The 13,573-nt window shown below is 36.6% G+C and carries 13 protein-coding genes and 4 pseudogenes; 12 read left to right on the top strand and 5 right to left on the bottom strand.

Translation table 11 applies throughout. The annotated features are described in order from the left end of the window. Positions 1-53: 53 nt before the first annotated feature. A pseudogene (locus tag AAGD69_RS03210) lies at positions 54-1,067 on the top strand (IS481 family transposase). On the opposite strand, the pseudogene AAGD69_RS03205 reads toward AAGD69_RS03210, so the two are convergent. The 4 genes and pseudogenes from AAGD69_RS03205 to AAGD69_RS03190 form a co-directional block, all read right to left on the bottom strand. Then, positions 1,001-2,161, bottom strand: a pseudogene (locus AAGD69_RS03205) (phage portal protein); the annotation flags it as partial. The pseudogenes AAGD69_RS03210 and AAGD69_RS03205 sit on opposite strands and share 67 nt — an antisense overlap. Continuing rightward, the gene (locus tag AAGD69_RS03200) at positions 2,161-3,192 is read right to left on the bottom strand and encodes a YhcG family protein (protein ID WP_341812578.1); all 1,032 of its coding nucleotides are present in this window, start codon (positions 3,190-3,192) and stop codon (positions 2,161-2,163) included. The gene AAGD69_RS03200 and the pseudogene AAGD69_RS03205, both read right to left, overlap by 1 nt. Positions 3,193-3,218: 26 nt before the next feature. Next, on the bottom strand, positions 3,219-3,443 hold the full coding sequence (locus tag AAGD69_RS03195) for a gpW family head-tail joining protein (protein ID WP_341812577.1): 225 nt from the start codon (positions 3,441-3,443) through the stop codon (positions 3,219-3,221). Then, positions 3,433-5,274 (bottom strand): annotated as a pseudogene (locus AAGD69_RS03190) (phage terminase large subunit family protein). Before AAGD69_RS03190 ends, AAGD69_RS03195 begins: the two are co-directional and overlap by 11 nt. Before the next feature lie 132 nt (positions 5,275-5,406). Here AAGD69_RS03190 and AAGD69_RS03185 point away from each other — a divergent pair. Beyond that, a complete protein-coding gene (locus AAGD69_RS03185; RefSeq protein WP_410529812.1) occupies positions 5,407-6,219 on the top strand; it encodes a transposase family protein in 813 nt (270 codons plus the stop codon). Positions 6,220-6,281: 62 nt separating this feature from the next. Here the strand turns inward: AAGD69_RS03185 and AAGD69_RS03180 are convergent. Then, positions 6,282-6,536: pseudogene (locus AAGD69_RS03180) on the bottom strand (IS481 family transposase); the annotation flags it as partial. A 135-nt stretch (positions 6,537-6,671) separates the two neighbouring features. Between AAGD69_RS03180 and AAGD69_RS03175 the strand changes: the two are divergent. The 10 genes from AAGD69_RS03175 to AAGD69_RS03130 all read left to right on the top strand — a co-directional run bounded on the left by AAGD69_RS03175 (position 6,672) and on the right by AAGD69_RS03130 (position 13,571). Further along, complete coding sequence (locus AAGD69_RS03175; RefSeq protein WP_341812636.1) at positions 6,672-8,600, top strand: phage tail tape measure protein; 1,929 nt, start codon at positions 6,672-6,674, stop codon at positions 8,598-8,600. A 138-nt stretch (positions 8,601-8,738) separates the two neighbouring features. Beyond that, positions 8,739-8,948 (top strand): phage tail protein, encoded by a 210-nt coding sequence (locus tag AAGD69_RS03170; protein ID WP_341812576.1) that lies wholly within the window; start codon positions 8,739-8,741, stop codon positions 8,946-8,948. 26 nt (positions 8,949-8,974) lie between these two features. Further along, on the top strand, positions 8,975-9,151 hold the full coding sequence (locus AAGD69_RS03165; RefSeq protein ID WP_341812635.1) for a tail protein X: 177 nt from the start codon (positions 8,975-8,977) through the stop codon (positions 9,149-9,151). Beyond that, positions 9,151-10,110, top strand: coding sequence for a phage late control D family protein (locus tag AAGD69_RS03160; RefSeq protein WP_341812575.1), 960 nt, complete (start codon positions 9,151-9,153; stop codon positions 10,108-10,110). Before AAGD69_RS03165 ends, AAGD69_RS03160 begins: the two co-directional genes overlap by 1 nt. A 52-nt stretch (positions 10,111-10,162) precedes the next feature. Beyond that, positions 10,163-10,360: a hypothetical protein gene (locus tag AAGD69_RS03155; RefSeq protein WP_341812574.1), complete on the top strand. Its 198-nt coding sequence runs from the start codon at positions 10,163-10,165 to the stop codon at positions 10,358-10,360. Positions 10,361-10,390: 30 nt separating this feature from the next. Then, positions 10,391-10,744, top strand: coding sequence for an ankyrin repeat domain-containing protein (locus AAGD69_RS03150; protein WP_341812573.1), 354 nt, complete (start codon positions 10,391-10,393; stop codon positions 10,742-10,744). A gap of 60 nt (positions 10,745-10,804) precedes the next feature. Next, positions 10,805-11,038, top strand: coding sequence for a hypothetical protein (locus tag AAGD69_RS03145; protein WP_341812572.1), 234 nt, complete (start codon positions 10,805-10,807; stop codon positions 11,036-11,038). 27 nt (positions 11,039-11,065) lie between these two features. Next, positions 11,066-11,986: a patatin-like phospholipase family protein gene (locus AAGD69_RS03140; RefSeq protein WP_341812571.1), complete on the top strand. Its 921-nt coding sequence runs from the start codon at positions 11,066-11,068 to the stop codon at positions 11,984-11,986. 11 nt (positions 11,987-11,997) lie between these two features. Further along, positions 11,998-12,606: a hypothetical protein gene (locus AAGD69_RS03135; RefSeq protein ID WP_341812570.1), complete on the top strand. Its 609-nt coding sequence runs from the start codon at positions 11,998-12,000 to the stop codon at positions 12,604-12,606. Between the two features lie 191 nt (positions 12,607-12,797). Beyond that, entirely contained in the window at positions 12,798-13,571 is a 774-nt protein-coding gene (locus AAGD69_RS03130) for an ankyrin repeat domain-containing protein (RefSeq protein ID WP_341812165.1), read from the top strand. Positions 13,572-13,573: the final 2 nt, after the last annotated feature.

Raw genomic sequence — 13,573 nt, 5'->3', positions numbered from 1 at the left:
GAGTGTGATAGTATGATAAAATGTGAGAAAAAAATACCATCAAAGGAGGAATTATGGGACAAGTATTACATGGGTGTGCCAAAACAACAGAGACGATTCGTAGAGCAATACAAAATAGTAAAGAGAGCATAGCAAAACTCTCAAAGTATTATAACCTTAATCCAAAAACTATTATTAAGTGGAGAAAACGCTCATTCACTAAAGACGCTGATATGGGTCCAAAACATCCAAGATCAACTGTTCTAACTTTAGAAGAAGAAGCAATAATCGTCGCATTTCGGAAGCATACACTTCTACCATTAGATGATTGCCTTTATGCCTTGCAGTCTACAATTCCGCACTTAACTCGTTCTAGCCTGCATCGCTGTTTACAAAGACATAACATTAGCAAACTGCCAGATGTTGATGGTGAAGCTAAACCAAAAAAGAAATTTAAGAAATATCCTATAGGCTATTTCCATATTGATATTGCAGAAGTCAGAACAGAGGAGGGAAAACTATATCTATTTGTTGCTATAGATAGAACATCCAAATTCACCTATATTGAGTTACATAAAAGTGCTACAAAACCCATAGCTGCTGAGTTTTTACGTAATTTGATTAAAATTCTACCGTATAAAATCCACACTGTTTTGACAGACAACGGTATACAATTTACCAACCAGAAACGCCATAAATACGCTTTCCAACACATATTTGATAGAGTTTGTGAAGAACATAATATTGAACATCGTCTAACAAAAATCAGCCATCCTTAGACAAATGGGCAAGTTGAACGTATGAACAAAACTTTAAAAAATGCTACTGTTAAAAAATACTACTACCAATCACATCAGCAACTCACAAAGCATCTTTATGACTTTGTCATGGCTTACAATTATGCAAAGAGACTCAAAACTCTTAATGGTCTTACTCCTTTTGAATTTACATGTTCTCAGTGGACAAAATCTCCTGAATTGTTTATACTAAATCCTTACCATCACACTCTGGGACCATACACTACGTCTAGTTCTCCAGATAGTATTGCTAATTCTAACCACCTATCCCATACTGGCCGGCAAAACTGATATACTACCACGTTATGCTGTAACATTGCACACCTCCGGCGAAACTCTATTAATCCTGCTCGGATTGATGAATAATTGACACCACTTAGATCTCCTGTTAGTTGCTTGTAAGTTATTCCCATGCCTACTGCTATTGCTCTGAGCTGCTGTTTCATGAATGCTTCATAACTTCCTCCAACATCTGATGGTTCTGAAAATTTTATATCCTCTCCCGGGTCTAAAAGTTGCATAGTCCCTGGCTCTAAACCTGATAGTGCTACTCCATGCTCATTTGCTTCACCTTCTCCTAAAATATTTGCTTCTGGATCGAGTCTGGTAATAAACCCAGCAAACATTGCAGCAGTCTTTTTTCTCACTAATTCCGCATCATCGTATTGATCAAGTTCATAGAGCTTTAACAGCACACTGGACAACCATGGTACTACTCGTATTTGCCCAGGTCTCAGTAGCCTGTAGATATGTAAAACATCATTTGCTGGCACTCTCACTGATTCGCCAAACGAGCCTTCTCCAGGGTGTTCTCTAAATAGGTAGTACGCTTCTCTTTGCCCAAGTCGGTTAAATTCAATGCCATTGCGAATTACGTTACCGTTGGCAAGGGTTTGATTACTCTTATTGTCTAAATGCTCTGATTCCAGTACTTGCAGTTGCAACTGCACACAAAGTCCATCTTCTCGTTTTCTTGTTCGGAGTTTTACAAAACATTCCCCTCCCTCTATCATGCTCCTACAAACCAAAGCTTGTAATCCATAAAAATCACTCACTCCGCTACTGTCTGCTTCATCTGTCCATCTCAGCCATAATTCTTGGATTTTTTTCCTAAACTCTGCATCTTTAGCTTTTGATTGCGGTTTTATCTCTGTCCCAACGCAATTACTCACTATCGTATCGATTATTTTTGCTGCATAGGAGTTCTTTCTTACCATATCTCGAGAGCGGCTACGTAAGTGCTCAAGGCTCTGAGAGAGTAAGCTATTTATGCTCCCTGATTCTGGTTGAAAATGCAATAATCTTCTGCCAGATCCAGCTCCATCCCAGGCTGAGCTCTTGATTTTTGGTTTGCGGAATAATTGTTTGAATGATTTTAGTAGCATTACTTTTCCTTATCTGAAACTTTCGATAATTCAGCTTCTAACTCTTCTATTGTTGGCAGAGCTGTTTTTACCTCTTCTGGTAGATTTTCAGTGATTTGATACTCTGCTAACCCTATTGGCTTGTTCATGTCACGTAATGCATACTCGGCTACAACTCCAACTTTAGAGCGATATAGGATAAGACCAATTGATGGATTATCACCTGGCTGTCTTAATAAATCATCAACTGCTGAAAGGTAAAAATTCATCTTTCCAGTGTATTCTGGCTTAAATTTCCCTGCTTTTAGTTCAATTACAATATAGCAACGAAGCTTAACGTGGTAAAAGAGCAAATCCAAATAGAAATCTCTATCTTCAACCTGTAAATGGTACTGCCTTCCTAAAAATGCAAACCCTTCACCAAGTTCTAAAAGGAAACGTTCTATGTGAGCTACAAGAGCTTTTTCTACTTCCCTTTCATGCGCTTTTTTACCAAGACTCAAAAAATCAAATACGTAAGGATTTTTAAGCGTTTGCTGTGCTAAATCTGATTGAGGCGATGTAAGCTTATTACTAAAGTTTGTTATTGCTTTACCTTCACGTTTATACAAATTTGTTTCAATTTGCATCGACAAGATATTGCGAGACCAGCCGTGTTCACGCAACTTTTTAGCATACCAAAATCTTTCTTCTTTGTTTTTAATTTCGTACATTATTACGATATTGTGACCCCAAGGTAATTGGTCAACAGCTTGTTGACGAATTTCGTTTTCGCTATATTCTTCCGCAAACCTTCTCATATACTTTAGATTTTGAATGCTAAACCCCTTCATATCAGGAAAAGCATCTCGCAAATCTTTACTTAGTTGTTCAATAACTTTCGCTCCCCAGCCATATTCTTTTTGCCGTTTTAAGATTTCTGTACCAGTATAATGATAAAGCAAAATAAGCTTACTATTAACCGCAAGTGCTGCTTTGTAACGATTAGTAGCAATATAACCTTTCAACTGCTCTAAAAATTCTGTATATTCTTTTCCTATAATTTTTGTCATAGTGTTCCTTTCAACGATTTTTATCATTATATGATCCCTTTATTCGTTGAAATAACAATTTTTCTTTTTGGCTTCACACCTGCAACTTTTAACTCTGCTTTGATTCGTTGCCTGAGCTCCAATAAATCCTTTATTTGAACTTCCCCGTACCGAACTACATGGTCACCATATGCAATCGATACTACTCTCTCTCCGCTTTGTAGCTTCTTTATCGCTTCTTCTACTTGTGCTAAGTATTCTTCACTGTACATTTTGCTCACTCAGCCACTTACTTTTTCTCACTCTTTTTGACTTTTTAGCTTTTTCACCTGCTAAACTCTCCCATTTACTTTCTGGCCATCTATCTATTCCCAGGGCAATAGACGCAGCTCTTGCATAAACTCTGCAATCTAGTACTTCATTTCGGTCTCTTATCTTTTGCCACTCTTGTTTGGTATATCCTTTTACTACTTTGGTAATTAGTTGCTCTGCGGTTAGCTGTTTAAAATACTCAGGTGTATACTCTGGAAAATGACAATACCCCGGCGCCCCTTCTGTTAAAACATTAAGTAGCTGAAAAAGCTCTGACTTTAATATCGATACCCCAACTGGCCACAGCTTCATTCCTCTCTTTAGCTTTTGTCCGCTAACTGTTACATCAACTCTACTTGGGCTGCTCAGTGGCACTAGCGCTTTGTTTGCCCCTTTTACTGCCATTACTCTCCCTGACCCTTGATGACTTCTTACCCAATTGTATACCTCTTGTGTTGCATACCCAGCATCTACCGCCATCATGCTTATCATGTATTCAAGACCATTTTCACCGATAAAATGATGATTTAATAACTCCGAAAGTTTTCCCCATACTTCTTCTCCTCCCGGATCTCCCTCAAATACCTGGTAGTCTATTGATCAACTTTCTCGGTTTCTTCCCCAGGCTACAATCTCTGCCTCTAAACGATCTTTTTGCACATCAACCCCTGCCTTCAACACTACTTTGCCACTTGGCACCGTACCTATCGGAAAATTTTCTCGACGCTCAAATAGTTGCTTCCAGTCTGGTACTTCTCCTTTATCTACCCAGGTTTCTCCGAGTGTTGTATTTATCCAAACTTTCAGTAATTGTTCATTTTCTTTACTATGCAGATAATCTTCTACTGCTTGTTTCCAACTATACCAGCCTACTGGGCTATACAAGCTTGAAAGGTGGAATCCTATTTTTGCCCCTTCTTTTGCCTCTTTTTTTCCTTCTTTCCCTGTAGCTCTCCATTCACCTCTAGCTAGCATCTCTGTTTTCTGATGATTTTTTATTTCTCCCCTACACTCTATGCAAACGTAGTGGGCTGTTGAGGGTTCTTTATCTTCCCACTTTATCTGTGGCCATTTCAGCACCTGATAGTGATCACAATGTGGACAAGGTACAAAAAAGTAACGTTTGTCTGAACTCTCAAATTCCTTCTCTATTCTGCTTATTCCATGAACCGTTGGTGTTGAAACCAAGAATATTTTTCGCCGCGTAAATGTATTAGTTCGCGCGATACTGAGAAGAACTGGATCTCCTTCTCCTCCTGAATCTCCTGGATATGCATCTACCTCATCTAAAAAAAGATATCTTACCGGCATTGAACGCAGACCCACTGGACTATTGGCACCTGTTACTACTACCGTTCCTCCCGGAAACTCTTTACTCTGCACAGTATTGCCTGAATCCCTCGACCTTGGATCTTTTATTTTACTCCTTAAACATGGTGTATCTTCAATGAGCGGCGCAAATCTTCCCTTTGACCAACGCTTGCCCATTTCTACTGTTGGTTGTACTACTAGCATTTGCCCTGGTGTTTGGTCGATTATATATCCTATCCAGTTATTCCCAGCTTCTGTTCCGCCAATTTGTGCTCCTTTCATGAATATTACTTTTTCAGCCGATAAAGACGGAGATAGTGAATCCATTATTTCTCTAAGGTAGGGCGTTCTCTCTGTTCTCCATTTTCCTGGTTCTGATGATGCTATGGTCGAAAGCTGACGATTCTTATCTGCCCACTCTGATACTTTTAGTGGTGGATCTGGCTTTAACCCTGTATAAAAGCTACTGCTATAGATCATAATGTTATTTGCTGCAATTGTTGCACTTCTATAGACCTGCTGCAAAAGGTGATTGAAAAAATAATGTGAGAGAAGTAGAAGAAGAATAAGCAGATTGAGTAAGGTAAAAAAATGAGCTTTAGTTACTATAACATGAAGAAACACCCAAGAAACTTTCGTAATATAACAGGTTTAACTATAGAGGAGTTCGAAAAGGTAGTGGAAAAAGTTAGGTCTGGGTGGGAAAGACTTGAAAAACAGAAAAAGTGCCATGGTAGAAGATCACAACTACCAACTCTAGAAGATAAGTTATTTTGCGTAATTTTGTACTATCGCACTTACATAACACATAGATTTTTAGGGTGCCTGTTCAATGTTCACAACGCAAATGTATTTAGGTTACTGAAGAAAATAGAGCCATTACTTGCCAAAAAAGTTACTATAACAAAAGATAGAAGTATGACACCAGAAAAAATACTGAAGATTCTGGCTGATGTTACAGAACAGCAAATACAGAGACCAGAAGATAGTAAAAAACGGAAGAAATCATATTCAGGAAAAAAAAGAACCAACACTATGAAAACTGAGATTGTTATCGAAGAAGGTGGAAGAATTTTATCAGTGTCAAATTCATATCGTGGTAGAATTAATGATTTTCGCATAAGGAAACAAGAAAAATATTTACCAATCGATAGCATAAAATATGCCGATTCTGGATATCAAGGTTGGCAAAAATTGCAAAGCAATGTTATAATTCCATATAAAAAGTATCGTAAAAAGCCATTAACTCCAGAGCAGAAAGAGCATAATAGAAGATTAGCATCATTTAGAATGAGAGTAGAAAATAAGATCCGTGAGATAAAGATATTTAAGATTATGTCTCATGTTTACCGCAATTTTCAGAAAAAATACAACCTGAGGTTCAATATTATTGCTGGTATTGTGAATCTTAAGCACGCCTTTTAGTTAACCTTGATTTTAGTCACCCTCCTTTCCTTCTTTTTATTGCTTGATTCTCAGCAGGTCTAATCATCTAATGGTAGAAGTGTATGCTTCCGAAATGCGACGATTATTGCTTCTTCTTCTAAAGTTAGAACAGTTGATCTTGGATGTTTTGGACCCATATCAGCGTCTTTAGTGAATGAGCGTTTTCTCCACTTAATAATAGTTTTTGGATTAAGGTTATAATACTTTGAGAGTTTTGCTATGCTCTCTTTACTATTTTGTATTGCTCTACGAATCGTCTCTGTTGTTTTGGCACACCCATGTAATACTTGTCCCATAATTCCTCCTTTGATGGTATTTTTTTCTCACATTTTATCATACTATCACACTCTGGGACTGTACACCTAGGTGCTTCTTTAGATGTGCTAAAAAAGCGATATACTAAGTTAAACTCAGCCATCAAAAACCGGGACATGTTTTTGAGAAGAAAAGCGCACTTTAAATCGCAAATGTTGGAAACGGCTGCGCTTGCACTCGGGCTTGCGGTTCCAGTTAAAGCTGCAATTGATTATGAAAGTGTTATGGCTGATATCAGAGCAGTGATAAAATTTTCTAAAGAGAAGGAAGCCAATGATAGAGGATTTATGGAACTTGGTCAGGGAATAAAGGAGTTATCCCGTACAATACCACTATCTGCTGCAGAGTTAGCACAAATAACTACAAGTGGTGCTCGACTTGGTATTAAAGAAAAAGAAAAGCTTCTAGAATTTACAGAAACAGTATCGAAAATGGCAGTAAATTTTGGTATGAGTGTAGAAGAAATAGTAAGTGCTGTCAGTAATCTTCATAGCATTTATGGAATGAGCTTAGAAGATCTGAAGGATCTGGGGAACTTGGTAAACCATATTGCAAGCAATACTACTGTTGAAGCAAAAGATCTGATGGCAGCAATGAACATAGCTAGTGGAGCGGCACAACAGTTTGGTTTGAAGATTGAACAAACAGCAGGCTTAGTAAGTGCCTTGATTATTTTAGGAAAACAACCAAAAAAAGCAGCAGAAATAATAAGTGGTGTGCTGGTCAAATTTCAAACGGCAAGAGAGCAAGGAGATGAATTTAGAGAAACACTAGAGGAAATCGGGATAGATATAGAAGAGCTTGAGGAGAATATCAAGAAAGACCCTCAAAAAGCACTACTAGGCGTTTTTGAAATTTTGAAAAAAATAGATAGCCCTGATATTCTATTAAAACTCTTTGGTTCAGGGTCTAAAGATATAGCACTACTACTTGAAAACTTAAATGAATATGGAAAAGTGCTGGATTTACTAGCTAATAAAGAAGAACTTAAGAAATCATTGGAAGAAGAATTTAGTGATCGAGCAAGCACTACAGCAAGTAAATTAAAATTGCTGAAGAATTCGATAGCAGAAGTTGGTATGAATCTGGGTTCAGTGATGTTGCCTATTTTAAAACCTATAGTTGAATGGTTAAAATGGGGAAGTGAACGTATAGCTTTATTTGCAGAAAAATATCCTACTTTAACTCAAGCAATCATGGGTACTATAGCAGCACTAATAAGTCTTAAAGTTCTAGTAGTGAGTAGTGGTTATGCATGGAATTTGTTTAGAAGTGGAATATCAACTTTCTCGGTTATTTTACGTGGGATACTAATATCATTATCGACATATACCATTCCAGCAGTAATTACTGGATTGAGCGTTTTAAAAGCTACGACTTTGAGCTTAGCAACGAAAGCTTTTCCTTTACTATCATCAGCCATACCTGTAATAGTAACGGGACTGCGGGCAATAACATTAGCTGTAATTAGCAACCCTATAGGACTCTTAATTGCCGGACTTGTCACAGGTGCAGCACTTGTTATAACCAACTGGCAAAAGGTAAAGAACTTTTTTTCTAGCATCTGGGAGTATATAAAATCGATAATAAAACCCATTGGAGAGATGTTTTCATGGCTGGGAAATACTGTCGGTAGTATATTTGGAAAAGTATTTGAAAACAGTCCGCTGAAAGAATTTGAAAAAAGAAAAAGTATTGTTACTGAAATAAAAGCAGTCCATACTCCCCTTAAGAGCAGCATCTCTAGTAATCTGTCGAATAATAGTGCGATTAAAGAAATGTCTGAGAGAAGTAGAAATAACGTTAGAATCAAGAGCTTTATTGAGGAGAAAAAATCTATAGAAGGTAATCAAGTTAATGAAATATTTGAAAAAAACAGATTTGAAAAGAAAGAGTCAAATAACCAGACATTTAATCAAACGTTTAATATAATTGTAAAAGCAGAGCCTGGTGAAGACACCAATAGCATTGCCAATGCAGTAATAGAAAGATTCAGAGAACAAGCAAGAGGGGCTCTTTTTGACACGGTGGAGGAGATGTATTAAGTGTTACTTGGAAAATTTAAATTTGATCCAGTGAGCCTTAGGTATAGTAAAGAGTAGAGGTGGCATGCAGTTGAATGTATCGAAAAGACATCACTGCAGGGTATTGGCTCAGGAATTGAGAATATTGATTTAACAGGAGTGATTTATCCACATCGTCAAAATGGTAGTTTAGAACAACTAAGGAATATGCGTGACATCAAAAAGCCAAATGTTTTAGTCGATGGTTCAGGAAAGGTACTAGGAAACTTTGTAGTTACCAATATAGAAGAAACACAAGGGTCATCTTTTCTCTGTGGATTGCCAAGAAAAATTGAGTTTCAAATAAAGTTAAAAAGTTATAACAGGTGATTTATTATTTTACCAAAGAGAACGAAATGTTGGATTACATTTGTTGGAGGCATTATGGTTACAGTAGTGGAGCAGTGGAAGTGGTCTTGGAAAAAAATCCTGGACTTGCAGATTATGGCAGCTTTCTACCTGCAGGACTGAGAATCAAGTTACCTGAGATTCAAAAGACATCACAAAAGTCTGTTGTAAAAATTTTAGATTAATGAAGCCAGATTTTAACATAATAGCAGAAAATAACTCTATTACAGAGGCCTTAAGGAGTAGCTTAATATCTCTGCATATTACTGATGAATCAGGGACAACGAGTGATGAAGCTGAAATATGTCTTGAGTATGGAAGTAATGAGCTCAAGGGTGAGTTGAAAGTTTTTCTGGGGTATAAAGAGACAGGGCTATTGTCTATGGGAGTTTATACAGCAAGTGAGATCACGATACAAAGTCCACCACAGATTTTAAGGGTCAAATGCCAAGCAGCAAACTTAAGAGGATCGCTGAAAGAAAAAACATCAAAAGAGTGGAAGGAGATTACTTTAGGCGATTTGGTAAGAGAGATAACAAAAAAGCACGGATATGAAGCTAAAATTGCACAAAAATTTGAAGATATATTTATATCACACATCACTCAAACAGATGAAAGTGATATGAATTTTTTGAAAAGGATAGGAGATGAACATGAAGCAACGGTAAAACCTATAGGAGGACATATAATTTTTATTCCAAAAGGAGGAGGAAAATCATCAACAGGGAAGGTTTTAGGTACAACGGTACTGACACCTGAAGATGTGATAAATTGGAAAGTAAATTTTAATGTACGTAGTAAATATGGATCAGTTATAGCAAAATGGTATAGTTATGAAAAGGGGGAAACCATAGAAGAGAAAGTAGGCAATGAAGAACCAAGTTATCCGATATATAAGCTTTATCCTAGTGCAGAATCAGCAATTAGTGCAGCAAGTGCTAAGCTCAGACGATTAAAACGCGGTGAAGCAAAATTAAACATGACAATACCCGGCAATCCAGAGTTGTTTGCAGAAGCTAAAATAGATTTATCAGGGTTTTGCCAAGAAATAGATGGCGAATGGGTAATAGAAAGGGCAGAACATATTCTAGATAATAGGGGGTACCAAACTATGGTAGAAGCAGCGATAAGCAGAGTTAATTAAGAAAAACTACACAAACAATTGCTATATGCGGTGTAAAGTATTGCAACAAAATATGCCAAACCGGTACCGTTATCAACACGATTACTATCAAGATCACTATTATCAGTCAGATTGGATGGATTTGATAACTGGGTTAGTGATGTTTGGTGGTGGTGTTGTAATTATTATAAGTTACTTTATTTTTGACACTGAAAGGAAAGCTGAGTTAGAAAAAGCTGAATCTGCTAAGAATTATGAAAAGATATTGTAGACTGCTGTTGGAGATTGTAGTCAAAAGGTTGTGAAACTTTTCTTAGAAAGAAACTTAGTAAAAGTTTATGAGAACCGAGATTTTTGGGGAAGTTTATTGGAATATGCGGCAGAAAAAGGGTGCTTAGAGATTATTCAGTTTTTGATAGAAAAGAAAGTCGATATTAACGCTACAAAAGCCCTACTATATGCTGCAGAGCAAGGCAATTTAGAGGTTATAAAATTTTTGTTACAAAAAGGTGCAAATCCGAATGTAAGAAGTTATGGACAAACACCAAGGGACTTAGCTGCTATAATGTTACGGCGCAATGAAAACAATAAGCCCTACAGAGAAATTATAGATCTATTGTATAACGCAGAAAAGCAGTACAAGCCAGAGCAATAAACCGTACGTACAACACACAGTACAAATTTTCAACAATTATCCACAATAAATTATTAAATTATGCAAAATCAAAAGATTCCAATAGCAGTAATTATAACGATGGTAGTACAGACCGTAGCAACAATTTGGTGGCTCGCAAAGCTAGATTTACGGGTTCACATTCATGATAAATTTATAGAGCAGAACAACGGATTGACCGTTACGGTATATCGTCTGGAAGAACGGGTAAAAAATCTTTCTGAGGAGTTAGATGAGTTTAAATTACAAGTTTTAAGCGGAAAAATTAAACCTTAATATCTTTATCTAAATTTTCATTTCACAATGACTAAATATATCTTGTCCGTTGACGGCGGAGGCATAAGAGGAATAATACCAGCCATAATACTAGCAGAAATAGAAAAGAGAGCAAGGAAACCGATAGCTGAAATCTTTGATCTGATGGCAGGCACTTCAACCGGTGGGATTGTTGTAGCTGGATTATGTAAAAAAGATGAACGAGGAAACCCTCAATACTCTGCAAATGATTTAGTTGAGCTTTACCAGGAATATGGGGCATATATTTTCAAGTCTTCGTTTTTTAGGCAATCAATACTATCTTGGTTTAACTGTGCACAATACCCATATGAAAACATCGAGTCGATACTGGAGAAGTATTTTGGTGACGATATTCTAAAAAACACCTTAAGTAAGGTACTGATTACAAGTTATGATATTCATAATAACTACCCATTTTTCTTCAAAAGCTGGAAAGAGGACAGAAATTTTGTCAGACTAAAAGACGCGCTCAGAGCCACAACAGCAGCACCTACCTATTTCATACCAAAACATCTAAAAATTAACCAAAAGGAAATGGTAATAGTAGATGGCGGAGTATTTGCCAATAACCCAGCGGCATGTGCGTATGCAAATAGCAAAAAACTTTTCCCTAATGAAGAAATAGTTCTGGTGTCAATTGGTACAGGTAGACTCTCTAAGCGAATAAAGTACAGGAAATTAGGGAAGATAGCCTGGATAAAACCTTTGTTAAATGTGATGTTTGCGTCGAGCCTTGATGTAGTGAATTATCAACTAGGTAATGTAATGGACGACAGATACGTCAGGATACAATCACAACTGACAATAGCATCGGCTGAGATGGATAATGTAACACCTAAAAATATTAAATGTCTGCGGCAGGAGGCAAATGCAATGATAGAAGGTAATCAAAAAGTAATCGATAAATTTTGCGATATCGTATCTTAATTTATATAAAAATGCCGAGCAAACTAAAGAAATTATACCACAAAGTAAAGAAAGGTTTAAAAAACATAGTTTCGCCCAAAAAATATAAAACTGTGACTAAGGGGCAAGAAGCTAAGCCAAAACCGCTACATTCCATAGAGCAACCTCTAAAGTTGATGGAGAAGATCTCTAAAGTAGAAAATGTCAAAAAAGATAAAAAAGGAATAAAAGAAAAAATAAAAAGCTTCAAAACAAAACCCGTAGAAAAAGAGCTGAAAAAAGGCAACGTGTTCAAAAAAGGCTTCAAAAAGCTAAAAGGGAAAACAAAAAAATTAAACCCAATAAAGGTTAAAAAAAATAAGATCATTGGAAGCAAAAAGTTAGCGCTTTTACTGACATCTGGTACGATTGTGGCAATTTTGCCGATGTTCAATTTGGCCCCTTTTCCAGCATTAGCCATAACTTCGGCATGTGTTTTCAGTATTAACTTCATCGCAGTCAAAACATTGAAGAAAGTTATCAAACAACGCAAATTAGCGGCAGAATCTAAAGAAGTAGCTGAACCGGAAAAGCCACAAGAAGAAATTCAAGATGTATCGGTCCAATCAATAAAAGAAGAATCTAAGCAAATTTCCAAATAATAGATTTCTATATTAATAGATTTGCTTAAATATCTCTCTATTTCTATTTAAATATTATATATTTAATAAAAAACACTAGCAAAGCGGGAATTTTATTCGTAAAATAATCCAAAAGTGAGTGCAAAAGTTAATAATTTAAAAATGTTTGTCGCTGCATACTTGAATACAAACACATTTTTTGTGGGGTTGTTATGACAATAGAAAAGATGTTAAAAAAGGCTGCAAAGGAAATTTATCACCTCAGACATCCTAGTATTCTTTCTTTATTAGTTCGTGCAGCCTTCAAAGAGATTATCAATAGTAGATTTGGTACTAAAATTTTACATTTCTCTGCAAAACGCGATCTTTACAACTTATTTCTATTCCTTGTGGAATATGATGCTAACGTTGATGCCGTAAATAAAAAGGGCAATACAGTATTACACGTTGCCTCTCAATATGAATCCACAGCAATAGCAGAGGTTGCTGTAGTTATGAGCAAAAATGTTAATGCTCAGAATATCGATGGCGACACTCCTTTGCATTATTCAATAAAGTATAAGCACCTTGATGTTATGCAAAAGTTGTTACAATGCGGTGCAGATATCAATTGCCAGAATCGTCTCGGTGAATCTCCTCTTCACATGGCTGTAAAATATGCTGACACAGTAACGTTGGGATTGCTGATCAAAGGGGACGCTTTTCTTGAAATTAAAAATATAGAAGGAAGTACCCCTCTTCACCTTGCAGTTTCATTGAATAAAAAAGATCATGTGGAGCTTTTATTGCAAAATAGAGCAGATATTAACGCAATCGGAAGAGATAGTTGTACTCCTCTGCACCTTGCTGTTATGAAAGGCAATAAAGAAATTGTCGAGTTATTATTAGATAGGAAGGCAAACGCTCATCTGAAATGTTTTTATAACTCTGAAGAAGGTTATACAGTACTGGAAAACGCTGTAGCAAATCGAAAAAAAAAATTGTAGCA

It is taken from the genome of Wolbachia endosymbiont (group A) of Conops quadrifasciatus (assembly GCF_964027015.1).
Lineage (GTDB): Bacteria > Pseudomonadota > Alphaproteobacteria > Rickettsiales > Anaplasmataceae > Wolbachia.
The sequence above is the reverse complement of the archived record's forward strand: the minus strand, read 5'-3'. Positions and strand labels throughout refer to the sequence as shown.

What these genes read in the sequence shown, in the direction of transcription:
- AAGD69_RS03155 (WP_341812574.1), top strand. Translation starts at nt 10,163, where the DNA reads ATGCCAAACCGGTACCGTTATCAACACGATTACTATCAAGATCACTAT.
- AAGD69_RS03140 (WP_341812571.1), top strand. Translation starts at nt 11,066, where the DNA reads ATGACTAAATATATCTTGTCCGTTGACGGCGGAGGCATAAGAGGAATA.
- AAGD69_RS03145 (WP_341812572.1), top strand. Translation starts at nt 10,805, where the DNA reads ATGCAAAATCAAAAGATTCCAATAGCAGTAATTATAACGATGGTAGTA.
- AAGD69_RS03135 (WP_341812570.1), top strand. Translation starts at nt 11,998, where the DNA reads ATGCCGAGCAAACTAAAGAAATTATACCACAAAGTAAAGAAAGGTTTA.
- AAGD69_RS03165 (WP_341812635.1), top strand. Translation starts at nt 8,975, where the DNA reads ATGTTGGATTACATTTGTTGGAGGCATTATGGTTACAGTAGTGGAGCA.
- AAGD69_RS03200 (WP_341812578.1), bottom strand. Translation starts at nt 3,192, where the DNA reads ATGACAAAAATTATAGGAAAAGAATATACAGAATTTTTAGAGCAGTTG.
- AAGD69_RS03130 (WP_341812165.1), top strand. Translation starts at nt 12,798, where the DNA reads ATGACAATAGAAAAGATGTTAAAAAAGGCTGCAAAGGAAATTTATCAC.
- AAGD69_RS03185 (WP_410529812.1), top strand. Translation starts at nt 5,407, where the DNA reads ATGAAGAAACACCCAAGAAACTTTCGTAATATAACAGGTTTAACTATA.
- AAGD69_RS03195 (WP_341812577.1), bottom strand. Translation starts at nt 3,443, where the DNA reads ATGTACAGTGAAGAATACTTAGCACAAGTAGAAGAAGCGATAAAGAAG.
- AAGD69_RS03160 (WP_341812575.1), top strand. Translation starts at nt 9,151, where the DNA reads ATGAAGCCAGATTTTAACATAATAGCAGAAAATAACTCTATTACAGAG.
- AAGD69_RS03175 (WP_341812636.1), top strand. Translation starts at nt 6,672, where the DNA reads ATGTTTTTGAGAAGAAAAGCGCACTTTAAATCGCAAATGTTGGAAACG.